The organism is Bradyrhizobium sp. BRP56, assembly GCF_020194035.1.
Lineage (GTDB): Bacteria > Pseudomonadota > Alphaproteobacteria > Rhizobiales > Xanthobacteraceae > Bradyrhizobium > Bradyrhizobium australafricanum.
The window spans coordinates 284,132-308,846 of sequence record NZ_JADYVV010000001.1 but is presented as its reverse complement, the minus strand read 5'-3'; the positions used below and the strand labels follow the sequence as shown (position 1 = coordinate 308,846).

At 60.5% G+C, this 24,715-nt stretch carries 21 protein-coding genes; 17 read left to right on the top strand and 4 right to left on the bottom strand.

The window, feature by feature from the left end; all coding sequences use genetic code 11:
• The first annotated feature begins 11 nt into the window (after nt 1-11).
• The 7 genes from I6F38_RS01365 to I6F38_RS01335 all read left to right on the top strand — a co-directional run bounded on the left by I6F38_RS01365 (nt 12) and on the right by I6F38_RS01335 (nt 6,486).
• On the top strand, nt 12-1,385 hold the full coding sequence (locus tag I6F38_RS01365; RefSeq protein WP_225158768.1) for an MmgE/PrpD family protein: 1,374 nt from the start codon (nt 12-14) through the stop codon (nt 1,383-1,385).
• Between the two features lie 8 nt (nt 1,386-1,393).
• The gene (locus I6F38_RS01360) at nt 1,394-2,206 is read left to right on the top strand and encodes an aspartate/glutamate racemase family protein (protein ID WP_225158767.1); all 813 of its coding nucleotides are present in this window, start codon (nt 1,394-1,396) and stop codon (nt 2,204-2,206) included.
• Complete coding sequence (locus I6F38_RS01355) at nt 2,203-3,090, top strand: MBL fold metallo-hydrolase (RefSeq protein ID WP_225158766.1); 888 nt, start codon at nt 2,203-2,205, stop codon at nt 3,088-3,090. Before I6F38_RS01360 ends, I6F38_RS01355 begins: the two co-directional genes overlap by 4 nt.
• Before the next feature lie 220 nt (nt 3,091-3,310).
• The gene (locus I6F38_RS01350) at nt 3,311-4,318 is read left to right on the top strand and encodes a substrate-binding domain-containing protein (protein ID WP_225158765.1); all 1,008 of its coding nucleotides are present in this window, start codon (nt 3,311-3,313) and stop codon (nt 4,316-4,318) included.
• A gap of 55 nt (nt 4,319-4,373) precedes the next feature.
• Nucleotides 4,374-5,570, top strand: coding sequence for an NADH:flavin oxidoreductase/NADH oxidase (locus I6F38_RS01345; protein WP_225158764.1), 1,197 nt, complete (start codon nt 4,374-4,376; stop codon nt 5,568-5,570).
• A gap of 422 nt (nt 5,571-5,992) precedes the next feature.
• Nucleotides 5,993-6,211: a hypothetical protein gene (locus I6F38_RS01340; protein WP_225158763.1), complete on the top strand. Its 219-nt coding sequence runs from the start codon at nt 5,993-5,995 to the stop codon at nt 6,209-6,211.
• Entirely contained in the window at nt 6,208-6,486 is a 279-nt protein-coding gene (locus I6F38_RS01335; RefSeq protein ID WP_076826892.1) for a hypothetical protein, read from the top strand. Before I6F38_RS01340 ends, I6F38_RS01335 begins: the two co-directional genes overlap by 4 nt.
• Before the next feature lie 13 nt (nt 6,487-6,499).
• Here the strand turns inward: I6F38_RS01335 and asnB are convergent, their stop codons facing one another.
• Nucleotides 6,500-8,440, bottom strand: a complete 1,941-nt coding sequence (asnB, locus tag I6F38_RS01330) for an asparagine synthase (glutamine-hydrolyzing) (RefSeq protein WP_225158762.1) — start codon at nt 8,438-8,440, stop codon at nt 6,500-6,502.
• 270 nt (nt 8,441-8,710) lie between these two features.
• Here asnB and I6F38_RS01325 point away from each other — a divergent pair, with 270 nt between their 5' ends.
• A complete protein-coding gene (locus I6F38_RS01325) occupies nt 8,711-10,006 on the top strand; it encodes a glycosyltransferase family 4 protein (RefSeq protein WP_225158761.1) in 1,296 nt (431 codons plus the stop codon).
• Here I6F38_RS01325 and I6F38_RS01320 read toward each other — a convergent pair.
• Together I6F38_RS01320 and I6F38_RS01315 are read right to left on the bottom strand one after the other, a co-directional pair.
• Nucleotides 9,942-11,219: an acyltransferase gene (locus tag I6F38_RS01320; RefSeq protein ID WP_225158760.1), complete on the bottom strand. Its 1,278-nt coding sequence runs from the start codon at nt 11,217-11,219 to the stop codon at nt 9,942-9,944. The genes I6F38_RS01325 and I6F38_RS01320 overlap by 65 nt on opposite strands.
• A complete protein-coding gene (locus I6F38_RS01315; RefSeq protein ID WP_225158759.1) occupies nt 11,216-12,364 on the bottom strand; it encodes a polysaccharide biosynthesis/export family protein in 1,149 nt (382 codons plus the stop codon). The genes I6F38_RS01320 and I6F38_RS01315 overlap by 4 nt, the downstream gene beginning before the upstream one ends.
• 597 nt (nt 12,365-12,961) lie before the next feature.
• Here I6F38_RS01315 and I6F38_RS01310 point away from each other — a divergent pair.
• From I6F38_RS01310 to I6F38_RS01290, 5 genes are all read left to right on the top strand, one after another.
• A complete protein-coding gene (locus I6F38_RS01310; protein WP_225158758.1) occupies nt 12,962-14,338 on the top strand; it encodes an O-antigen ligase family protein in 1,377 nt (458 codons plus the stop codon).
• A gap of 44 nt (nt 14,339-14,382) precedes the next feature.
• Nucleotides 14,383-16,344 carry a hypothetical protein gene (locus I6F38_RS01305; protein ID WP_225158757.1) on the top strand — a complete coding sequence of 654 codons (1,962 nt, stop codon included), beginning with the start codon at nt 14,383-14,385 and terminating at the stop codon, nt 16,342-16,344.
• Between the two features lie 247 nt (nt 16,345-16,591).
• Nucleotides 16,592-17,575, top strand: a complete 984-nt coding sequence (locus I6F38_RS01300) for a GNAT family N-acetyltransferase (RefSeq protein WP_225158756.1) — start codon at nt 16,592-16,594, stop codon at nt 17,573-17,575.
• Nucleotides 17,576-17,695: 120 nt separating this feature from the next.
• Nucleotides 17,696-18,766 (top strand): NAD(P)-dependent oxidoreductase, encoded by a 1,071-nt coding sequence (locus tag I6F38_RS01295; protein ID WP_225158755.1) that lies wholly within the window; start codon nt 17,696-17,698, stop codon nt 18,764-18,766.
• A 17-nt stretch (nt 18,767-18,783) separates the two neighbouring features.
• A complete protein-coding gene (locus I6F38_RS01290) occupies nt 18,784-20,103 on the top strand; it encodes a DUF4910 domain-containing protein (protein ID WP_225158754.1) in 1,320 nt (439 codons plus the stop codon).
• 4 nt (nt 20,104-20,107) lie between these two features.
• Here I6F38_RS01290 and rfbC read toward each other — a convergent pair whose 3' ends face one another.
• Nucleotides 20,108-20,638, bottom strand: a complete 531-nt coding sequence (gene rfbC / locus I6F38_RS01285) for a dTDP-4-dehydrorhamnose 3,5-epimerase (RefSeq protein WP_225158753.1) — start codon at nt 20,636-20,638, stop codon at nt 20,108-20,110.
• Between the two features lie 208 nt (nt 20,639-20,846).
• On the opposite strand from rfbC, the gene I6F38_RS01280 reads away from it, so the two are divergent.
• The 4 genes from I6F38_RS01280 (at nt 20,847) to I6F38_RS01265 (ending at nt 24,707) form a co-directional block, all read left to right on the top strand.
• Nucleotides 20,847-22,136, top strand: a complete 1,290-nt coding sequence (locus I6F38_RS01280; protein WP_225158752.1) for a class I SAM-dependent methyltransferase — start codon at nt 20,847-20,849, stop codon at nt 22,134-22,136.
• The gene (locus I6F38_RS01275; RefSeq protein WP_225158751.1) at nt 22,133-22,927 is read left to right on the top strand and encodes a glucose-1-phosphate cytidylyltransferase; all 795 of its coding nucleotides are present in this window, start codon (nt 22,133-22,135) and stop codon (nt 22,925-22,927) included. Before I6F38_RS01280 ends, I6F38_RS01275 begins: the two co-directional genes overlap by 4 nt.
• Before the next feature lie 5 nt (nt 22,928-22,932).
• Nucleotides 22,933-23,586, top strand: coding sequence for a PIG-L deacetylase family protein (locus I6F38_RS01270; RefSeq protein WP_225158750.1), 654 nt, complete (start codon nt 22,933-22,935; stop codon nt 23,584-23,586).
• Between the two features lie 68 nt (nt 23,587-23,654).
• Nucleotides 23,655-24,707 carry a hypothetical protein gene (locus I6F38_RS01265; protein ID WP_225158749.1) on the top strand — a complete coding sequence of 351 codons (1,053 nt, stop codon included), beginning with the start codon at nt 23,655-23,657 and terminating at the stop codon, nt 24,705-24,707.
• Nucleotides 24,708-24,715 lie beyond the last annotated feature (8 nt).

Here is a 24,715-nt window from a genome sequence, read left to right as displayed (position 1 = left end):
GGAGACGACCCATGCTGGATATCACGCGTCAGACGGCGAATTTTGTAGCCGGCCTCAAGCTGTCCGATCTGTCCGGCCGCTGCCGCGAGGCGGCGCGGACCGGCATCATCGACTGCGTCGGCGTCATGATCGCTGGTGCCGCCGAGCAGCCGGTGCGGATCGTGTCGGCGATGGTGGCCGCGTCCACCCAGAACGACGGCGCACCCGAGGTTCCGTCGGGTCGCAATCTCGCGGCGCCGGATGCCGCGCTCGTCAACGGCGTCGCGGCGCATGTGCTCGACTATGACGACGTGGCGCTGGCCGGACATCCGAGCACTGTGCTGGTGCCGGCCATCCTGGCCGAAGGCTGGTCGCTCGACTCCAGCGGCGCCGACGCGCTAGCCGCCTATGCCGCGGGCTACGAAGTCTGGGCGCAGGTCATTGCGTTGGAGCCCGGTCACCTCCATGAACGCGGCTTTCACCCGACGGCCGTGATGGGCGCGCTCGCCACCGCGGCCGCCTGTGCTCGGCTGCGCAAGCTTGACTCCACGAAGACCGCGCATGCGATCGCGATCGCCGCCTCGCTCGCCTCCGGACTGGTCGCCAATTTCGGCACCATGACCAAATCGCTGCATGCCGGCCGCACCGCCCAATCCGGCGTGCTTGCCGCGCGCCTTGCCGATCAGGGATTTACCGCATCGCTGGACGTGCTCGAGCACCAAACCGGCTTCCTGCGTGCCCATTCGCCATCGGGCACGCCGGATATTGAAAACGGCACGATCGATATCGGCCGCAACTGGCGGCTGGCCGATCTCGGCATCAATGTGAAGCGCTATCCGACCTGCTATGCGACCCATCGTTCGATCGACGCGATGATTGGCCTGGTGAATGCGCACAAGCTCAAACTCGACGACGTGAAGGAAATTCGGGTCCACACCGGCGTCACCCAAAGGCTGATGTTGCGCAACACCAATCCGCAGACCGGTCTCGAGGCCAAGTTCAGCATGGAATTCGCGATGACCGCCGCGCTGATCGCCGGCCGCGTCGGGCTGTCCGAGCTCACTGATGAGTTCGTCTCGCGGCCGGATGTCGGCGCTACCTTCGCCAAGGTCCGCTGCACGACGACCGACGAGATCATGCCGGGCGACCAGCCGTTCGCGCCGGCCGACCGCGTCAGCGTTGTATTGACGTCGGGCGAGGTGCTTGAGCACGCGCCGGTGGTTCATGCCAAGGGCAGCTGGCAGCGCCCGCTTTCACGCGACGAACTGCAGGATAAGTTCATGGACTGCGCGACCCGGGTGTTCAAGCAAGGACAGGCCGCAGCACTGTTCGAGCAGCTCTGGAATATCGAGGACCTCGGGTCGATCCGCTCGCTTCGCCTGACCAACGACCGGGGCGACGCATGAGCGCGGCAATGCCTGGGAAGGGATCGACGCCGCGCATCTGGCACCAGTCGGTCAACGAGCTCGATCATCTCGAAGTCTACAAGCGCGCGCTCGAGGCCCATGCGGCGGAAATCCTTGGCGACGACGCCGAGGTCGTCGTCCACGGGCTTCCGTCCGGATCATACGCCGGCGCTTCGGCCACTGCGGTGCTAGGCAATGCATTCGCCTATCACCGCATTCTCAGCCGGGTGATCGACAATGCGATCACCGCCGAGCGGCAGGGTTATGATGCCTTCGTGATCGGTTCGTTCAGCGAGCCGTTTCTGCGCGAGATCCGCTCCGCGGTGGATATTCCCGTCGCCTCGCTGACCGAGAGTGGTCTTCTGGTCGGCTGCTCGCTCGGCAGCTATGTGGCGTTGATCTCCAATGCGCCGGCGGTGCAGTGGATGACGAAGGTTGCTGTCGATAAGCACAAGCTCGCCGCCCGTGTGCTGGAGGTTGCGGCGATGGATCCGCCGCTCGACGAGCCGCAACTGGCGCGCGCTTACGTCGATCCGGCTCCGGTCATCGCAAATTTCACCGCCGCGGCCGAGCGCCTGGTGGCGCGCGGCGCTGACGTCATCATTCCGGCGGAAGGTGTGCTGGCGGAACTCCTGGTTCGTCACGGCGTCCACCGCATCGCCGGTGCTCCCGTGATGGACGTGTTTGCCGTCACCTGGGCCTACGCGCTGATGCAGATCAGGCTCTGGTCGAAGGCGCAACTTGGCGTGGGCCGGAGCTGGCACCACAGGCGCGACGATCCAGCGATCGTTGCAAGATTTTGGCAAGGGGACGCACAATGAGCACTTCACCCTCAACGCAAGTCGCAGGAGTCTATCACCGCAGGCTTGGCGATGCGCTGGTCACCGGCCTCAGCGACGGTTACGTCGACATGGGATACACGATCTTTCGCAATATCCCCGAGGAGGAAACCAAAGCCATCCTGGCGCGCGATCATCGCACCTCGCCGCCGCGCATCTCGGTCAACGCCTTTGCCGTGCGCATGGACAACCGGACCTACCTGATCGACTGCGGATCTGCGGATCTGATGGGGCCGACCTGCGGCCGTCTGCCGGCAAATCTCGCTGCCGCCGGCATCGATCCGGCCTCAGTCGACGCGGTGCTGCTGACTCACGTCCATCCCGACCATTCCAACGGGCTGACAGATGCCGCAACCGGAACGCGGCTGTTTCCCAACGCGGAAGTCATCGTCCATGAGAACGAGATCAATCACTGGTTCAACGACGAGGCGATGGCCAAGGCGGCAGAGCGGCCCCGGCGCCGCTATTTCGAGGCCGGCCGCACCCAGCTGAAGCCCTATATGGCTGCCGATCGCGTCAAGACTTTCCGGAAGGGCGAGGTGCTCCCGGGCGTCACGGCGATCCCGATCCACGGTCATACCCCCGGCCACGCCGCCTATGTCGTATCGCGCGGCGGCGAATCAATGGTGGTTTGGGGGGACACGGTCCATGTGCCGGAGATCCAGGTTGCACGTCCGGAAGTGACGATGGAATTCGACACCGACCCCGAGGCCGCCGCAGCCGCTCGTCAGATGATGTTCGACATGGTGGTCACAGACGACATGCTGGTCGGCGGCATGCATCTGCATTTCCCCGGGTTCGGACATATGCGGCGCGAGGCAGGGCGATACAGCCTGGTGGCGGAGCAGTGGGCGTTCGAAGTATGAGCCGCAGTATCGTCGAAGCCGACGCCATCTGATCGTTTCCGGAACAAGGACGGGAGGCCAGGCCGTTTGGATCACGTTGGAGAAATGCACAAATCATTTGCCTTCGGCCGGCGGATAGCACCTGCGGCCGAATTGGCTTCCGCGTATTGTACAGGGGATTGAGGTCTCAGCCCCGGTGATGGTGATGGCAGAACAGCAAACGGCAGGTCGCGGAAGCAAATTGACGATCCGCGACGTGGCGACCGCAGCGGGCGTTTCGACCGGCACGGTGTCGCGGGTGCTCAATGCCAATGCCACCGTCCATCCCGACATCCGCCGGAAGGTCCAGCGCGCAATCGATGATCTGGGCTATACGCCGAACGCGGTGGCGCAGAGCATGCGCATCCGGTCGACCCACACGATCGGCTGCATCTTGCGTGAGATCAACATTCCGCAACTCGCCGGCTTCGTCAAAGCCGCGCACGACGTGCTGGACGAGGTCGGCTTCTCGCTGCTCATCTCCAACTCGGAAGGCCGCAAGGAGCGTGAGCGGGAGCTGCTCAGCCGGCTGTCGAGGCGGCAGGCCGACGGCGTGATGATGGGGCCGTACACGCCGGTCGCCGGTGAGTTCGAGGCCTTCCTGCGCGATCTCGATATTCCGATCGTGCTGATCGATCGTGATCAGCCGGATTGGACTGATGCCGTTATGGCCGATCACGCCGAAGGGATGCGCGTCGCGGTCAGTCATTTGCTCGATCTTGGTCATCGGCGGGTGGCGCTGATCACCGGCGACGCCGGGCTCTATCCGGCGCGCGAACGCGTTCGCGGCTATCAGGAGGCTTTTGCCGCGCGAAATCTCGAGCCTGATCCTTCGCTCGTTCACGCCGGGAGCTTCCTGCCCGGCGCGGGATTTCGTATCACCTCGGCATTGCTCGGCCAGCGCAACCCTCCGACCGCGATCATTTCCGGCGGCATCGACATGTTGTCGGGCGTGCTGCGCGCGGTGCGCGGGCGAGGCCTGCGGATACCGGAGGACGTGTCGCTGATCGCGTCAGGCCATTCCGAGCTCGCCGAGCTCGTCTCACCGGCCGTCGCCATCATCGGCTGGGATCAGGCGGAGGTCGGCCGGATTGCGGCCGGCATGCTGCTCGATCGCATCCGAAACGACGGTCCGCACGAGCCGCGGCGCGTGCTCGTGCCCAACGAGTTCATCCCGCGCGCGTCGCTGGGGCCCCCAAGACGTACCTGAAGACTTGCCGTCCATGGCACGACCGGACGGCCATAGCATGCAAGGAGACAGTTCCATGAGTGGCGAAATGATCAACGGCAAAGAAGACGAGCGGCCGATGCTGTTCCAGCCACTCACGATTCGAGGCCTTACGCTGAAGAACCGCCTCGTCGTGCCGCCGATGGTCCATTACAGCTGCGAACCGGGAAATACCTGCGGAGCGTTTCATCTCGTACATCTTGGTCGCTATGCGCTCGGTGGATTCGGGCTCGTCTTCGTCGAAGTGACGGCGGTGGAGGAAGTCGGACTCACCAACGAAAACGATCTCGGCATCTGGAATGACGAGCAGGCCGAGAGCTTCAAGCCGCTGGTCGCCTTCATGAAGCGTCAGGGGACGGCGATCGGCATTCAGATCGGCCATGGCGGCCGCAAGTCGTCGGCACAGTCCGCCATGCAAGGCATGGGGCCGCTGACCGAAGAGAATCTGAAAGCCGGCGCCAGGATCTGGCAGCCGGTCGGCCCGACCGCCGAACCGGTCGCCAAGGGCTGGCTGACGCCACGGCAATTGACCACCGCCGAGTGCAAGGCCATGGTCGGCACCTGGGCAGCCGCTGCAAGGCGGGCGGTAGCCGCCGGGTTCGACACCATCGAGATCCACACCGCGCACGGCTATCTGCTGGCCTCGTTCCTGTCGCCGGTCTCCAACACACGTAATGACGAGTATGGCGGCGACCGCGCCGGGCGCATGCGTCTGCCGCTCGAGATCGTCGAGGCGGTGCGCCGCGAAATGCCGGCGGATATGCCGCTGTTCGTGCGCGTCTCGTCCGTCGACGGCACCGTCGAGGGCTGGAACATGGATGATACGGTCGCCTTCGCGCGCGAGCTGAAGGCGCGCGGCGTCGACGTCGTCGACTGTTCCTCCGGCGGAATCTCCGGCGCAGCTACGGCAGCGCAAGTGCCGCGCAGCCTCGGCTTCCAGGTTCCTTTCGCCGAGCGCGTGCGTAAGGAGGCGGATGTCACCACCATGGCCGTCGGCATCATTCTCGAGGCGCAGCAGGCCGAGGCCATCCTTCAGAAAGGCCAAGCCGACCTCATTGCCGTCGGGCGGCAATCGCAGTTCAATCCCAACATCGCCCACCACTGGGCGCACGATCTCGGCATCAACAGCCGTTTCGAAGATTGGTCGCCCGAGTTCGGCTGGTGGCTCGAGAAGCGGATCAAGACTCTCCAGGGCTTTGCCACGCCGACGGGCGTCGTTACGCGTCACTCCTGACCGGCGTCACACACATCGCTCGCAGCCGGTGAACGGAACGCCGTCCACGGCATCGCTGCTATCCTTGAGGATCCGCGGTGCCGCGCGACGGGTATCGCAGCGCGGGTCCAGCAGCGCGTTTCAGGTTCGCTGCTGAACCTGCGCCGAGTAGATATCGGCGAAGCGGTCGCACAACAGGTTCTTCTGCACCTTCCCCATCGTGTTGCGTGGAAGTAACTCGACAAGGACAATCGAACCGGCTTCTTCGCTTTCAGCCGGATTCCGACAAGCGGCGGAATCATTTCGTGGAAGGTCCGGGTTTTTACGGACTGAGCGTTAACGCTGCCGCACGAGCACAAAGGTGGGGGTCTTGTCAGGAAGCGATTTGGCCATTTTAATCGAGAGATTGCAGTACGTTATTCTTATTGTAGAGCGCATTTCCGATGAAAGCCATCGAGCAGATTGTTGCCGGCTACGTTTCGTTGAAGGATCGCCAAGCCCTGGAAAAGCTGAGGCACCATCGTCAGCAATTGCTGGATGATGTTCAGATGCACACCACTCCAGGGTTCAAGCCGTCGATCGTGAGCGATATCCTCCGCGAGGAGATCGAGGTCATCGAAGGCGCGCTAGCGCGCGTAGATGAGGATCGATCATTGCCATGAGCAAAAACTTCGACGAGATCGAGACACTGAAACCAATGGCCTGCAGTGCCATCACCGATCCCAGTCTGAGGATGATATACGAAGCTATCCGCGGCGCGCTCGAGGCCGACGATGAATTCGAGGCAAGCGGCAAAGATCCCAAATTCCGAGTCCGATCGACGGCCGAATGGAAGCGGCATGCCCGCGATCTTGAGGCGGAGATGTTGAAGCGAGGGCTCGAGTTCGACGTTATCGATTGGACGAATGGTCAGAGTGAGCGGCGAGGAAGCCGGTGAAGGCACTCGCTGATCATGCGTAAACGCCGTTGCGATGGCACCAACGGACAAACGTGTAGATGGACCAGACCCGCGACCAGTACATGCCGGGCGCTCCGTCGAGAAAGGCTCGCCAGAGTCGCTCAACCGCGTCGGGATTCAGGCCGGTAGGTGCGATCGCTTGCGGATCGCGCATGGTTCGATCCATGGCGTCCTTCAATCCGCGGCGAATCCACCGGTCAAAGGGCATGACGAAGCCGGTCTTTGGGCGCTCGAAGAGCGCAGGATCGAGACCGCGCAATCCGATCCGCCGAAGCATATCTTTGCGCCCCAAGGGCTGATATCGCGCTTGGTCCGACAGAGCGTCGACGCTTTCAAACAATACGTGGTCGACCAGCGGAACGCGCTGCTCGAGCGAACTGGCCATGCTTGCTGCATCATTGTCGCGCAGGAGGCGTTCACCCAAAAAGAGACGTTGTTCCATCACGCTAATAGCGGAAACAGGGGTGCGGCCTGCCGTTTCGGCCGTCAGCCGCCGGCGCATCGCGTCGGGAAGGCCTTCTACGAGCGCGCCCGCGAAATCCGGTGCAAGCAATTCACCCTGAAATCCAGGCAGGAAGAGCGCGTAGGCCATCTGGTATAACGCCAGCAGATCCTCGCTACGATCGACCATATCCGGAAGCTTCGCCCAGCGCGTTTGAGGCGGCACGGGATGCGAGGATCGTCGTAGGGGCCAAGTCAACAAAGCCGCAGCCCTGGCTTGCCATTTTCTGGGAAATGCGCGGCCCCGATGACACCACTGCTGCAAGATCGGAAGATCGCGGTACGTCGGATACCCGCCGAACAGCTCGTCACCCCCGGTTCCTGACAACGCGACGGTAAAGCCTGCTTCGCGGATGGCCCGGGAGATGAAATAGGCGTTCAGTCCATCGAAGGTTGGCTGGTCGAGACTATCGAGGGCGTCGTCCAGACTGTCGACGAACCGCTGCTCGGACAACACCACCTCATGATGCTGAGTGCCGATTGCCGCAGCGGTCTGCCTTGCGAACGGCGCTTCGTTGAACTGCTGGTCCTCGAACGCGAGCGTGAAAGTATGAACCGGGGCGTCAGCGGTCAGTTGCGCGAGATTTGCCATCGCGGACGAATCGATGCCGCCCGACAGGAAGACCGCGAGCGGCACATCACTAGCGAGGTGAAGCTTCATCCCTTCGTCGAGGATCGAGGCAAGCGTCGATTCGTCCATTGTCGGTTTTGGCGACTCTCCGGGAATGCGCCAGAAATCGTGCTCGCTTATTTTACGGCCTGTCCCGTCAAACTCGGCGTAATGACCCGGTGCAAGAAGTTCAACGCCCTGGACGGCGGTGCAAGGGCCGACAACAAACCCGTTCCATACGTTGCTCGCAACCGCCTGCGGATCAAGACGCGGCGTTCCGAGCAGGCCTGAGGCCAGCAATGCGCGCAATTCGGATGCAAATATCAGCGACCACGTCGTGTTCGGATTGCTGGACTGCGCGATATAGAGCGGCTTGATGCCGAGCTGGTCGCGCGCAAGCAGAAGTCGTCGCTGTTGCGGATCCCAGCTTGCAAATGCGAACATGCCGCGCAGCCATCCGACTGCCTCCAGGCCATGCAGGCCGAGTGCCCGCAGCATGACGGCGGTGTCGCCGCTAGACCGAAAAGATTGTCCTTCGCTCTCGAGGCGTTTGCGCAGGGCGACATAGTTGTAGATTTCGCCGTTGAACGAAATCACGTACCCGGTTGTATCGTCCACCATCGGTTGAGCGCCGGCGGACGACAGATCAAGGATCGAGAGGCGGCGGTGATCAAGCATGACGCCCCAGCCGCGGGCATCCGGCGTTGAAGCCCACGAGCCATGGCCGTCCGGCCCGCGATGGATCATGGCCTCGCTCATCCGAGCGAGCGCGGCCCGGTTGTTTTCGTCAAGCCGGCCGATGATACCCGAGATACCGCACATTCAATCGTCGCCTTCGCGGCTTGAGCTTGAGCTGGCCCGCACGAGGTAACGTTGCGGAGAACCTACCAAGACTGCTTCGGCAATGCTTCTACGTCGAAAATCCAAGCGGATAAATGGACACGCCGCCTTTCTATCATTGTTTCGTTAAGAGGAACGAGGCAACTATTAACGCAAGGCTTCGGCTTAAGCATTGAGTAAGCCGAGCTATGTGAATGTGGGCCCCAGCGAGCATCTCAGTACCTGTCGACGTCGGCAGGCAGGTTTGGATCGATGCACTCAGACCGCCTAAACATTCTGTTCGTGTCACAGATGCCTGCGAGCCCGCCGCGGATCGGCGCGCAGGCACGTATGCACGGTTTGATGACGGAATTGGCTCAGCGCCATGACCTGACGGCAGTCATGCTCGTGGATGACGAGCACGACATCGAGGAATGCCGAACTGCCATGCAGGCCTATTGCCGCAAGGTGGTGCTCGTGCGTAACCCGTTCGGTCGCGATGGGATGCCGAAGCGCTTGCTTCAACTGCGCTCCCTGGTATCGCCCCTCAGCTTCGAGCGTTTGCGAATCACGGCAGACGTCGTGCGTCAGACGCTGGATGACTTGCTTGGGTCCACGCGCTTCGACGTGGTTAATCTCGAGTTCACATTCCTTGGTCACTACGAGCTGCGCAAGGCGCCGGCAGGAGAGAAGCTTCCGGTATTGGTCGTGGATTCTCACAACATCGACTACGACCTTGCCCGCCAGTACGCCCAAAGCGGCGACAGCCTGTTTCGTCGCCTTTATTCTGAAGTCAATTGGCGCAAGCTTCGGAAGGAGGAGCTCGGGACCTATCGTGACGCAGATGGCGTCTATCTGTGCAGCGCTGCTGACGAACGACGGCTGCTTGAAGAAGTGCCGGAAGCCAGGACTACTGTCATTCCCAATGCCGCGGACATCGAGTTCTATCGCCCGCGTGCCGACGATCCGAAGCCCGACGGGCGCACTGTCGTGTTCTTTGGCCTCTTGTCGTATGCACCGAATGTCGATGGTGTCATCCACTTCATCAACGATATATGGCCGCGCATCGCGGCCAGCCATCCGGATGCGCGTTGCAAGATCATTGGCGGTTCGCCGCCCTCCGCCCTGTTAGCGCTGGCAGGTCCCCGAATCGAGTTCACCGGCTTCGTGCCGGATCTGAGACCGCATCTTGCCGAGGCGGCGGTCGTCGTCGTCCCTCTGCGATTGGGAGGCGGCACACGGCTCAAGATTGTCGAGGCTATGGCGATGGGCAAGGCAATCGTCTCGACAACCCTGGGCGCCGAGGGGATCGAGGCCGTGCCGGATCGTGACATCATGATCGCGGACGATGTCGAGAGCTTTGCCGCCCGTGTCAGCGGCTTACTGGGCGATGCCGATCGCGCTGCGGATCTCGGACGTTCCGCGAGGCATTTGGCCGAAAGCAAGTATGCCTGGAGTTCAGCAGCTCGCGCTCTCGAGGGTTTTTACTGTACGAAGCTCGCCATCAGTTGCGGTACGGATGGGAAGGCGCCAACGCTTCGCCAGCAGCAACGGCGCGCCGAGCGTTGAAGAACCGCTTCAGGTCCAGGAAACGCTTTTCGACGAATTCATAGCTCAGATAAGCGATTAGCAGCGAGACGAGCGCGCCCGCTGTCGCCTGTATTGCCACGGCTGCGCTGTGAGAGCCGAGCCATTCGCCGAGTGCCAGTTCGGTTCGGTGAGTCACGAGATAGTACGATATAAAGTGATGGTAGACGTACAGGCCGTAGCTATAGGTCCCGAGAAACATCAGCGGTCGGCTGCAGAAAAGGCGCGATACCAAGGAACGCCTTGGCGCAACGAGCACCCAGATGAGGAGACAAGCCAACAGCACGGTGATGATGGAAGACCGAACCGGAAGGACGAAAGCGTTGCCTTGGTCGGTCACCAGGCGCGTCCAGATGAAAGTCAGGGACAGCAAGCCAAATGCAGTGGTCGCAACGTATGGAAGGGCGCCCACAAGTCGCTGAAGTCCGCCCGGTTGTCGGACGACCACGGCGAGAAAGGCGCCAAGGGCCAGACCGTCCAGGCGAAACGGTGTCAACACATAGGTTGTCCACCAGCTAAGTCCGGCCAAGGAGCCGCCCAGGCGAGCGAGCATCGCAGCAACCGATAGGCCAAGGCTGACCGCAATCAACTTTCTCGGTTGCTTCGCGACCAGATATACGACGAGCGGCCAGAAGAAATAGAAATGCTCTTCGATGCAAAGCGACCAGAGATGCTCCAGATACGAGAATGACCAGTCACCGTTCCATGCGATGTAGACATTGACCCCGTACAGCCAGGCCCAGGCCTGACGATCTATCAGATAGTCGAGGGTCGGACCGCGCAGCGGGCTCACAAGCGGAGCGACGAAGAAGACAAGTGCGAGCACGCCATAGTAGAGCGGAAAAATGCGCAGCACTCGCCGTATATAGAAATTGCGGAAGAAGTTCGGTTCCTCCCGTGAATCATAGAGGATTCCGGTGATGAGAAAGCCGGACAGGACGAAGAACAACTCGACGCCATAGGAGCCGTAGTTGGTGATTCCGACGACGATCTTCTCGACAGCGTTGGTCGGCAACGTATTGCCGACGAAGTGCAGTAGCATCACCATTGCGATGGCAAGTCCCCGCACGCCGTCGAGCGCAGGAATGTGTCCGTGAGGGCGGGGCCACCGGTCGCGGACTGTTGCCTCGGCGGATTCGGTTGCCGGCAGCATACCTGCCGCGCGAGCCGATTCCGCCAGGCCAATTGTCGTCATCGGGACGACGTAACGATGGTTGTCGCGCCGGAGATGCTGCCGTTGGCGAGTCCCTTCAGCGTGTAGGCATCGATCCCGGCGACGATTGGATCGCTCACTGTGCCGATAATCAACCGAAGGTAAGTCATGAACTTTGTCGCTTCGACAGATGTTGCATTGGATGCGAAGATGACATCCTTATTCCGCATCTCGAATTCTGTCGCGATGAAGTAGCCGCCGGGATCTCTCAAATCGAGAATATAGATAACGGGGACAAGGGGCCCGCTATAGCGAGTGCAGTCGACGCCGAGCTGCTTGGCGACTTCGCGTGGTTCTCCTCGGTAGATAAACACCGACCCAGGGTCGGCGTGATCATCCTTGAGGCCGCCCGCCTTCGCCATGGCCTCGGCCAGTGTCAGGCGCCAGGCTCCAAACGAGAACTGCCCCTGTTGCCCGGAAGCGCCCATCGCGAGGAAGGTTTGCGGCTGCGTGAATACGTAGACCGTATCTTGGGGGCGAACGAAGATGTTGTTTGCCGGTTGGCTGAGCAGCGATCCGAACGGTGCGGTACCCTGCCGGCCGTCGCGTTCGAGGGTCACCCAGGTATCGAAGCCGGGATTCTTGGGGCCGCCCGCGCGTGTGATGATGTCGAGCAGCCGCTCGCCGCTGGCGCTTGCAGGCAAGCGTGCAGGCGTTCCGACCTCGCCCAATACGCTGATCGACGTTGCCTTCTGATCCACCAGCGCAACCACTGCCTGTGGTTCGATCGCACGGTCCTGCAGGGACTTCACGATCGCATTCTGGACTTCCTCCGGCGTCCGGCCCGCAGCGCGGATCGAGCCACCATACGGAACTGTGATGTTGCCTTTGTAATTCACGGCCTGATTGGGCAACGTGACATAGTTTCCCTGACGCGTGCCGGCTTCGGTCGGAGTAAACAGGCCACCGGCCATCGATTCAAACAGCGTCACGCTGACCGTGTCGCCGATGCCAAAGCGAATCTCGGGCGGGCCGCGGCGATCCGTGAAAACACGGTCGATCCGCCTGGAGTTGCGCACCAGGACCCTCTCGGTGTCAGCCGTCAGGCGCACCAAAGCATAGTGCACGCTTTCAGGGTCGGTTTGCCCCGCGCGGACATAGGAGCTCGCCGGTCCCGAGGTCGGCATGGTCGAGCAGCCAGCGAGCCCGATTGTCGCTGTGATGGCCAGGGCGCCCAACAGGCGGCCACTGAGACGCGAGGAATTGCCAGCCGACCGCGCCGGCGCCACTTCACGAGTGGTCAGGCGCGGCGTTCGTTGACTACTCTTGCCTGCACTTCTCGGCACGACATTGGATCCTGGTTAACGAAGATTAACGAACGGAGTCTTGGTAAACGCCGGTCTCTTCTTCGCGCTTGCTTGCGCGCCGCTTACGGTCGTCGCCGTCCGGCATCGGCCGCCGTACTGTCGGACACAGGCTCGGAAGAAATTTGCGCGAGTAAACATGTACTTACGCGGCATCCACAATTTCCCGGAATATCAATCGACCAAGCGAAACAGCCCGCCCTGTGCGCCACGCTAGGGGACAAGCGTTAACGAAGCGTTCACTATAAAAATTCAGGAAAGATTGACTTATCGTTGGTGTTCGGAGCCGTGTCTGAGTACGTGTTGGCGCCAGTGCCATTGAGAAGCTGATCGTATCGCTGCGCGGCCCCACGATCGGGCAAGGCTGGTGATTAACGATCAGCGTGCTGCCTTGGCGACGGGAGTTGACGGGCACGGAGCATGCACGAAGCCGTATTGCGTTCTCAGCGACCAGGCCTGGCGGCCCCGTCCGGTCGGGTAATCGATAGATACGCGATCATCCCGCTGCTGGCTTGTGTCTACGCCACGATTGCTTTTCCCCTGATCCTCGTGACCTGTAGTCCGACGGACTCGGCTTGTCTTTTGGAAGCTCGACCAGAGAGCAAAATCTTTTGGCCGATCCTGTCCGCTGTCGCGCTCGTCGTAGCGCTGCGCAATCGGTCGCGACTCCGCTTTCCGCCGATCCTGATCATACTGTTTACCTATCTTGTGCTGGCGGGGGCGAGCGTTGCCTGGGCATTCAAGCCGGAGGCTTCGGGGATCAGGTTTGCGCAGCAGGCCATGATCATTGCCTCGGTCGCGCTTCCGGCGATCGTTGCAACTCGATCGACCGACCTGCTGCGCGGCTTGTTCTGGTGCTTCTTTATCGCTGCCGTGCTGAACATGCTGTTCGTCATGGGCAGGCCGCCGATCGACGTGAAGTTCGCCACATGGGGCTACCCGGGCTATTTCTCGGGCAAGAACTATCTAGGCGAATGCGCTGCCGTTGCATTCCTGCTTGCGCTCCATGAACTGCTTCATCCCGGCCGGCGACGGGTTCTCGGCATCGTTACCGCGCTCATGTCTGTTGCGCTGCTGCTGCTGAGCAATTCAAAGACGGCGCTTGGTCTTGCGGTGCTTGTCCCGGCGTTCGCCTGGACCTTGCTCAAGCTTTCCAAGGCTATCCGCGTTCCGGTGTGGGTGATTGTCGTATCGATACCGATTTGCTGGATGGTCTTTTCGTTCGTCACCGGCTTCAGCATGAATCGCGTATCGTACATGCTGTACGGCGATTCGACTTTCACGGGCCGTACCATCATTTGGGATTTTGCAAACATGCAAATCGCAAAGAAGCCGCTGCTGGGCTGGGGTTATCAATCGTTCTGGCTGGTTGGGCCCGACGCGCCGAGCATCGTGGAAGCGCCGGGCTGGGTCAAGGAGATGCCCAACGCCCACAATGGGTATGAAGACACGTTGCTTGAACTAGGCTATGCGGGATTTTTCCTGCTTGTCGCGTTCATCCTTGCGACGATACACGGCATCGGTCGCCTGGCGCGGTTTGATCTTTCGCGGGCATGGATCCTGCTGTCGATCGTTCTCTACGTTGCCATTACCAACGGTCTCGAGAGCACGTGGATGCGCGGCTTCGAAATGCTGTGGGTCGTGTTCGTTATAGCCGCGGTTGAAGCTGCCAGATATTGGGGGCAGGCGCGTCCCGCGGCCAGCTTGCGGATAGCCAGGCGTCCAGCAATGCGGCGCACCCACGGACCGCGGTTCAGGCCGCCGTCCACTCCCGTCAACGTCGTGAGGTCACGCTAGCAGGCGCGAAGCCGGTCGGTTCGGCGCTGCAAGTCAGAGGATGCATGTTCAACCGGAAGGTCATCGCGACGCGGCGCAACCCTGGTCACCGGACGCTGCGAACGGCCCTGCGACGGCCTTGGCAGTGCTTGGCTGCAACGATGATCTTCGTTGCATGCTCAAGCCATTCGTCCGCATTTGCTCTCGATTCGATGGAAATACTGCCTTCAGATCGCGCGACGACCTGGCAACCCGGCCTGATGGCCGAGGGTGGGATACCCTCTCGAAAAACCATCTGCGCGACGCTGTCGCCTCGTGGCGGCGCACTCGATGACGCTGCAGCAATCCAGGGCGCAATCAACGCATGTCCGGTAGGGCAGGTCGTGCAACTGGCGGCGGGGCGGTTTCTGATAAATGGCGGCAATTTCCTGCTGCTCAACAAGGCAATCACGCTGCGCGGCTCCGGTCCGGGCCGGACGATGCTCGAAAAGCAGGATGGCGCGAAACCTTTTAATGACGCAGTCGGTGCCAAGCCGTCTCCGCTGGTCGTGGTGGGACCGTCGCTTTTCTCCAGCACGAGCGATACGGTCAATGCCGTGCGATCGGCGAACCTTCGGAATGATGCAATAAAGGGCGAAAGAACGGTCGAGGTCGACGACGCTGCGGGCTTTGTGCCTGGACAGATCGTGCTGCTCGACGAGGCGTCGGCCGCTGATTGGCGTGTCGACCCGCAGGGGCGAGGGGAGATCTGGGCGTCGGAAGATTTCAGGGTTGTCTGGCAAAAGCACAAACCTGCAATTCAGTTTGTCGATGACTTTGCACCCGATGCGTTCCCATCGACGCCACAGAGCGCCGGATCGTGGTTCGGGAGACCTGATCGGCCTGTTGCCGAGGTCAAGGAGATCAGCACCGTCTCCGGTTCCAGGATCACCTTCACGACTCCAGTTCACATCAGCTATCGGAAAGCAAACGCAGCTCAACTGTCACGCTTCGCGCAGCCGCATGTGAAGCACGCGGGCGTCGAAGATCTGGCGCTCAAGGGGGGCGACGCGGGCAATCTTCGCTTCAATTGGGCTGCTTCTTCGTGGGCGAAAAACGTCGACAATTCGGTTTGGCACGGCGAAGGCTTTGCAATCCACAGCTCCTTTCGGGTCGAACTGCGCGAGTTCTATGTGCACGACGCGGCCTGGGCTCAACCCGGCGGAGGGGGATATGCCATTAGTCTTTCCGCCGGATCGTCGGAAGTTCTGATCGAGAATGGAATTGCCGTGAGGGCCAACAAGCTGGTGGTGGCGCGTTCCGCCGGGGCGGGCTCCGTGGTCGGCTATAACTACATGGACATGGGCTACATCAATACGAATGGAGCCTGGATCGAGACCGGGCTCAACGCCAGCCACATGGTGGGCGCCCATCACGTCTTGTTCGAGGGCAACTACGCTCAGAACGCCGACAGCGACGACACTCACGGCAACAGCATCTATCACACGTTTTTCCGCAACTATCTGCGCGGCGTCCGGGCAGCGTTCGACAATCAGGCCGGCGGGACGATCGACGATGTGTCGCAGCCCCGCAATGGGCCGCGCCGCGCCGCTGGTCTGATGGCGTATTCCTACTGGATGTCTTTCATAGGAAACGTGCTCGGGGTTCCCGGTCAGATGGACGGCTGGTCGTATGAAACCCGTTTTACCGACGCAAAGCCCGGCGTCTGGATGCTCGGCTGGGACGCCGTGAAACCATATCCGACGGACGCAAAGGTTGCGACGTCCACGATTCGATATGGCAATTTTGATTACCTCACCAACAAAACGCACTGGGATTCCGGAAGCGAGGATTGCGCCTTGCCTGCTTCCATGTACCTCACAAGCCGCCCCCCGTTCTTCGACGCCGGGCGCGGATACGAGTGGCCTTGGGTGGACCCGGTCGGGAAAACGAAGCTTCATGTGCTTCCGGCCAAAGCGCGCTATGACGCCGGCACGCCGTTCGTGCAGCCGAATTTGGATGGATCGGCACGCAAAAGTTCGCAGTGAGCACACGCCTCGCGGGCAATGATTAAATATGTTTTGAACAGGCGCGGTATTGCGTCAATGCGTCACCTGACCGACGCCGAGCTCAGAGGCTAACTAGGCGAGCGCCCCGATTTAAATGCTGCAGACGTCGTTAACTACAATAGAAGCTAAGGCCTTCTGATCCGCGCGGACCTTGGGCATTTCTGCACGTTTTGGTTTAATCAGATTGCCGATTCGCTATCCGGTTAGTCTCCGGAAGAGGAATTTGATGCGCAAATCGGTCTTTCACGAGGATTGGTGGCTGGATGCGCTGGCTCCCGGTGGCTGGCGTGAAGTCACTTGTTCGCGTGGCGGGCGCGTCGTGGGTTCTCTCCGGTTCGTCACGCGTACTGAAGGCGGGATGAACATATGTGAGATGCCTCAAATCACGCGCTTTCTCGGACCGACGGTCACGCTGCAGTCCGGCAAGACGGAAGCGCGCATGCGGTTGGCGCATGCGGTCATCACTGACCTGCTCAAACAGGTCGCGGATTTCGATCACGTCGAGATGACGCTCGATACCGGGTTCAGCGATGTGGCCGCGTTCCTCGCGTGCGGCTACGAGGTGCGCGCGCATCCGACTTTCATGCTGAAATGCACGATCCCCCGAGACGAGCTCTGGTCGGGATTGCGCGACAAGACGAAGAACGTGATACGACGCGCGCGGGAACGGCTCGCCATTCGCGAAGTCACGTCCCCAAAATACTTCGTGAAGTATTACCAGGCCAACCTGGAGGGCGCGAAGTCGTATTTCGACCTCTCGCGATTGGAAGCTGTCTATGCCGCCGCGAGCGAGCGACAGCAATGCAAGATCCTCGCGGCGGTGGACTCGAACAACAACGTCCACGCCCAGGTCTTCTTCGTCTGGGACCACAAGTTCGTGCACTATTTCCTGTCATCGCGGGACAGGAGCATTGCGCATCCAGGCGCAGTAAGTCTGCTCCTCTGGAGTGGCATCGAACTGGCGCACGAGCGGGGCCTTCATTTCGATTTCGATGGCGGAATCGAAAACGAGGCGCGATACAAATTCGTTGTGGCGTTCGGCGGAGAACTGGCCAATCGCTTCGACGTCAGCCGCTCCACCACACGTTACCGGCTTCACCGGCAACTACGCAGAGTTCCCCAGGCGCTGCTGCGGCGTCTTTCGCCTGGCGCCGCTACCGGCGACGTCAACGATCATGGGGTACGGCTCAACCATTTTCCGTCGTCCTGAGCGGATCGTTCCCGCAATTTCGGGCGCGCCATTAACTAAGGTTTTACAAACACGTGCATCAGCGGGCGATTTTGAAATAAGTAGGCGAGATAGAAACAGAATAAATTTGGAGGCGTTTAGATGCGCGTTCTCGTGAGCGGACATCTCGGCTACATCGGAACAGTGCTCACCCCGATGCTACGGCGTGCCGGGCACGAAGTCGTGGGCCTCGACAGCGATCTGTACTCTCGCTGCACATTTGCAGAGGGCGGGTCGATCGTGGATGTGCCGGCCATTTGCAAGGATACGCGAGACGCCGAACTTGCGGACCTGAAGGCTTTTGACGCGGTTCTGCATCTTGCCGCGCTGTCGAACGATCCGCTCGGCAATCTGAGACCCGGCCTTACCGACCAGATCAATCATGTAGCCAGCGTGCGCCTCGCGCAACTGGCCAAGCAAGCCGGTGTGCGACGGTTCGTGTTCGCGTCCTCCTGCAGCAACTACGGCAAGGCGGGCGAGGGCATGATCGACGAAACCGGAGCGCTCAACCCGGTGACTGCCTATGGCGAATCCAAGGTGCAGTCGGAGCGCGATATTGCCGGCCTCGCCGGTGACGGATTTTGCCCGGTCTACCTGCGACCCGCAACGGCTTACGGCGTATCTCCCCGGCTCCGATTCGATGTCGTGCTGAACAATCTCGTTGCCTGGGCGGTGACAACGCGAAAGATCCTCTTGAAGTCGGACGGCACGCCCTGGCGGCCCATCGTTCACATCGAGGACATCTCCCGCGCCTTTATCGCGGCGATGGAGGCTCCCGAGGCGGCGGTGTTCAATGAAGCCTTCAACGTCGGCCAGACGGCGCACAACTACCAGATCCGCGATCTCGCGAAGATCGTCGCCGATGTTGTCCCTGGCTGTCAGATCGAATTTGCCGATGGCGCCGGTCCCGACACGCGGTCCTACCGCGTGAGCTTCGAAAAGATCCGAACCCGGCTGCCGGAGTTCAAGCCGCAATGGGATGCGAGGATGGGCGCGGAACAGCTCTATAAGGCCTACCGGGCCTCGGGCATCACGCTCGAAGAGTTCGAAGGTCCCCGGTATCAGCGCATCAGCCACGTCAACAAGCTGCTGGCGGACGGCGTGCTCGATGCGGATCTCCGCCATGTAAAGTCGAGGCAGAGCGTCGGGCAATCGGCTCTCGCCGCGAACTAATACACGCGCCGATCGATTTGACACACCAGGAGGACGGCGTGTCGGCGGCAGACGATGTCACAAGTTCAGGCGCAAAGATCTTTGCGCTTGCGGAAAGGATCTACCCGATCTGCCGCAGCATTACCGGTAACGGTGTGCGGCAGACCCTTCGGGAGATCGGTGCGCACATCTCCCTTGATGTCCACGAGGTGCCGACCGGTACACCCGTTCTCGACTGGGTCGTGCCACGTGAGTGGAACATTCGGGACGCGTACATCAAGGACCCGCGGGGCCGAAAGGTCGTAGATTTCAACGAATCGAACCTGCACGTCATGAGCTACAGCGTGCCGGTGCGCCGCACCATGTCGCTGGACGAGCTTGAGTCCCACATCTTCACATTGCCCGATCAGCCGGACCTGGTCCCCTACCGAACGTCTTACTACCAGGAAAACTGGGCTTTCTGCATGGCCCACCGACAGCTGGAGCAACTGCGGGACGATAGCTACGAGGTCGTGATCGACTCGACCCTCGCCGACGGGCATTTGACCTATGGTGAGTATTTTCACCGGGGAGAGTCAGACGACGAGGTGCTTCTGTCGGCGCATGTTTGCCATCCCTCGCTTGCCAATGACAATTGTTCCGGTCTGGCCCTGCTTGCGGAGCTCGCAAGCCGCATCTCCCAGATGCGAACGCGATACAGCTATCGGTTTCTCTTTGCGCCGGGAACGATTGGCGCGATCACCTGGCTCGCCCGCAATGAGCATCGTGTGTCTCATATCAAGCACGGCCTCGTGGTATCAATGGTCGGAGACGGCGCCGGTCCGACATACAAGAAGAGCAGGCAGGGCGATGCCGAAATCGACCGTGCAATGATACACACGCTGCAGCATTCCAAGCTGGCGCCGACGATATTGGCGTTTTCGCCCTACGGCTATGATGAGCGGCAATACTGCTCGCCCGGGTTCAACCTGCCGGTGGGATTGTTTCAGCGCAGCCGTTTCGGTGCCATCCCTCAGTATCATACCTCGGCCGACGACCTGAGCTTCATTCGGCCGGAGCACCTCGGGGAATCCTTCCGCATCATTTCCGAAGTCATCGACCTGCTCGAAGGCAACCGCAGCTACTACAACACGTCGCCGAAAGGCGAACCGCAGCTGGGCAGACGCGGACTCTATGGTGCGATCGGCGGCGACAAGGACGCCGCTGCAGCCAACATGGCGATGCTGTGGATTCTAAATCTGTCCGACGGACATCATTCTCTGCTTGATATCGCCAGGCGTGCCGACCTGCCGTTCCCGGTCATTCTGAAGACAGCAAAGGTGCTCGAGCGCCACGGGCTCCTCGCGCCTGTGCGGTAGGCGCTCACGCACCCCGAAGCGGCCAGTTCAGGTCCTTATCGGAGATCGTGCTTACGGCCAGAGGCCAGCTGATGCCGAACATCGGGTCGTCGTATCGGACGCCGTTAGCAGCCGAAGGCTCGTAGAACTCCGAAATCAGGTAATTGACCTGAACGTTGTCGCTCAAGGTTTGAAAGCCGTGCGCGAACCCCTTGGGGATGTAGAGCTGCGAACCGTTCTCCGCTGAAAGCTCGAAGCCGCGCCATTGACGAAAGGTAGGCGAGTTCGCACGCAGATCGATGATGACGTCCCAAATCGATCCGTTCAAGCAGCGCACGAGCTTAACCTCGGCGTGCGGCTCATTCTGAAAGTGCATTCCACGCAATGTCGCCTTGCGCGAGGAGCTCGAGATGCTGTGCTGGGGAAATCTGGTCACGAGCCCGTATGCGCGAAACTCGTCTTCGCAGAACGTGCGCGCAAAAAAGCCGCGCTCATCGTGTGCAGGCTCGATTTTGACGAGCCACGCTCCGTCAAGTCCTGTTGCTTCAAAGCGCATGGGACGTATCCACTCCCGACCGAGAGGCCAATTGTCGACGACCAGTTCTATACAATTTTACTAAAATTTTCAGCAACTGCGTGGTTTACCTTGTTGTTCGATATCGCTTCATATTGTTCGCTTTCATACGATAAAATTCAATCTAACGAGCCCGATTTAAGCGCCGGCAATCTCATATTCGGCAATCCTATATTCATGGTACGGCCCAATGAACGCTCACTCGAGATTCAAATCGATTCGGTCGAAATCCTCTCACGGTAACTGCCGTCTGTGCGGCGCGACGTTGAAATCGACGTTTGTCGACCTGGGAATGTCGCCCCTCTGCGAAAGTTTTCTCACAGCCGACCAGACCGACGCCATGGAGCCGTACTATCCGCTGCACACCGTGGTTTGCGGGGTCTGCTTCCTGGTGCAACTCCAGGAATACGTCAAACCGGAGCATATCTTCACCGAGTACGCCTACTTCTCGTCTTACTCGACGTCGTGGGTGGAACATGCGCGGCGCTACTGTGAGATGATCAAGGCCAGGCTGAGCCTTGGTGCCGAGAGCCGCGTCTACGAGATCGCGAGCAACGACGGCTACCTGTTGCAGCACTTCCTGCCGCTCGGGGTGCCGGTCACGGGAATCGAGCCGGCGGCCAACGTGGCCGAAGTTGCTAGGCAGAAGAACGTCCCGACAATGGTCGAGTTCTTCGGCCTGGAGCTGGCGCGGAAGCTGGTGTCAGATGGCAAGCGCGCCGATCTGATTATCGGCAACAACGTGCTGGCACAGGTTCCGGATCTAAACGATTTCACCGCCGGAATGGCGTGCCTGCTCACGCCGCAAGGCGTGATTACGCTCGAATTCCCGCATCTTGAGCGGCTCATCGACGAAAATCAGTTCGATACCATTTATCACGAGCATTTCTCCTATTTCTCGCTGGTCACGATCGATCGTCTGGCGCGGCGGCATGATCTGAAGGTTTTCGACGTCGAGCAGATCTCAACGCATGGCGGCTCGCTTCGCGTCTATCTCTGCCGCGCCGATGCGACTCACGCCGTCTCCGCCGCGGTGTCCGCACTGCTGGCCCATGAGCGTCGGATCGGCCTGGAAGACATAGGTCAGTACGAGCAGTTTACATCGCGGGTTCATCGCACCAAGCGCGAACTGCTGTCGTTCTTGATCGCGAGCAAGAACAAGGGCGCGCGGATCTGCGGCTATGGCGCTCCCGGCAAGGGCAACACGCTGCTGAACTACTGCGGCATCGGTACGGACTTCCTCGACTTCACCGTGGACCGCAACCCCTACAAGCACGGCCGCTATACACCGGGAATGCACATTCCGATCCTCCCGGTCGAAGCCATCGACGAGGCTCGTCCCGACTACCTGTTCATCCTGCCCTGGAATTTGAAGAGGGAAATCGTCGCGCAAATGCGGCATGTCGCGGACTGGGGCTGCAAGTTCATCGTTCCGATTCCTAACGTCGAAATCATTGATCCGCGTGAGGTTGCGCCATGAAGGTTGTCCTTTTTTGCGGCGGTCTCGGTACGCGGATCCGCGAGTATTCGGAGAGCATACCGAAGCCGATGGTCCCGATCGGCCATCAGCCGATCCTCTGGCATGTGATGCAGTACTACAGCCAATACAACCACAATGATTTCATATTGTGCCTTGGCTACAAGGCGAACGTGATCAAGGATTACTTCCTGAATTATCGCGCGACTGCGAACAGCGACTGCGTGATCTCGGAGTACGGCAAAAAGGTCGAGCTGATCGGCGAACATCAGCCGGACTGGCGGGTTTCGCTGGTGGATACGGGGACATGGCGCAACATCGGGCAGCGCTTGCTGGCCGTCCGCCATCTCGTCCAGGACGAGGAGATGTTCCTTGCGAACTACAGCGACGGGCTGACCGATGCGCCGCTGCCGGACATGATCCAGAAGTTCAAGGAAAGCGGAAAGATCGGCTGCTTCGTGGCGATCCATCCACCGATCAGCTTCCACCTTGCCGAGTTTGATGCCGAGGGGTCGGTGCAGCGGATTCGCTCGAGCCAGGAGTCCGAGATTTGGATCAACGGCGGCTACTTCATCTTCCGCAACGAAATCTTCGACTACATCAAGGAGGGAGAAGAACTCGTCCAGGAACCGTTCAACCGTTTGATCGAGGGCGGTCATCTCATGGCCTATCGCTATGAGGGTTTTTGGCGCGCCATGGATACCTTGCGCGATAGACAAGTGTTGGAGGACATGGTGGAGCGCGGCGACACGCCGTGGCGGCTGAATCACCCGTCGGTAGCCAGCGCGGCATAACCGGAATGAGAGCATTGCAGCTTGCCAGGCCCGGAGACCGTCTGTCGATCCTATGCCTCGGCGCCCATTCGGATGATATTGAAATCGGCGCGGGAGCGACGCTGCTTGGTCTGATCGAGCACGGTATCAAGCTGGACGTGCATTGGTGCGTTCTAAGCGGTGGCGCCATACGGGAGGCTGAGGCGAGAGCGTCGGCAGCTGACTTCTTGTGCGAGGCTGCATCCGCGAATGTCGAGGTGCTGTCGTTTCCCGACGGATTTTTCCCGGAAAGGGGAGAAGCCATCAAGGAATGGTTTGAATCGCTGAAGCGGCGGGTCGAGCCCGACGTCATTCTGACGCATCGCAGGGATGATGCCCATCAGGACCATCGTCAGGTCTGCCGCCTGACCTGGAACACGTTTCGTGATCATCAGATTCTGGAATATGAGATCCCGAAGTGGGATGGCGACTTCGGTCAACCCAACGTTTACATGCCGGTATCGGCGGCGGCGCTCGATCGTAAGATTGAACTCCTGCTCAAGCATTTCGGGACGCAGCGATCCAAGCAGTGGTTCGATGCAGACACCTTTCGCGGCCTCGCGCGGATTCGGGGCATGGAGTGCAGGGCTGCGGAACGCTTCGCCGAGGCATTTTTCGGGCGAAAGTTGACACTGATCTGACGATGGTTGCGCGGACGTCACGCAGCCGGTGAAGTTCTGATTGCAGGGTGTATCTCAAGGCGCACGATATGAGCACGTTATTCTCAAGTATCTTTCGCGCTGGCGACCTGGTGGAGGTCAGAAGCAAGGAGGAGATCCTCGCGACGTTGGATGCCAACGGCCGCCTGGAGGAAATGCCCTTCATGCCAGAGATGCTGAAGCATTGCGGCAAGACGCTTCGCGTCGGCAAGCGAGCTCACAAGACCTGCGATCCCGCGCTAGGTATCGGCGGCCGCAAGATGCTCAACACGGTGCATCTCGAGAACATTCGCTGCAATGGCGCGGCTCATGACGGCTGCGAGGCGGCCTGTCTGATATTCTGGAAGGACGCCTGGTTGAAGCCGGCGGGCGAGAAAGGGCCGTCGCCAAATGGCGCGGGCAAGCCTTTCGGGTCTGGCGGCTGCAGCGAGGAAACGCTGTGGAGCACGATCAAGCATCCGCCGAAGGTGGGCGAAACCGAGCCGACCTACGTTTGCCAGAACACACAGGTCAAATTCGCCACGCAACCCCTGAAGTGGTGGGATCCGCGTCAGTATGTCGAGGACTACACTTCGGGTAACGTTCGGCTGCAGGATCTCGTCGCCGGATTGACGTTCTCGGTCTGGCGTACGGTCACCGAAGCGGGGCTGGGCATCGGCACCGCGATGCGCTGGATCTACGACACGTTCCAGCGCATGAGAGGTGGCGTGCCTTATCCGATCAGGCCCTTCGGTGTGCCAGAAGGTAGCAAGGCCCCGCAGTCCCGGCTTGATCTGCAGGTGGGCGACGTCGTGCGCGTCAAGCCGTACAAGGACATCCTCGAGACGCTGGACTGCAATTACCGCAACCGCGGCCTGTATTTTGATCCGGAGATGGTACCGTTCACGGAACGCGAGTACGAGGTCGAGAGGCGTCAAAAGCAGATCATCGACGAAGGTTCGTGCAAGATGGTCCGTTTCAAGACGGACGCGATTATCCTGAAGGATGTCGTGTGTGAGGCGCGCTATGCGATCTGCCGCCGCTTCTGCCCGCGCGCCATCTATCCCTATTGGCGAGAAATCTGGCTTGAGCGGGTACCTCAAAGCCAGAATCCGGCGAATTGAGCGGGAAC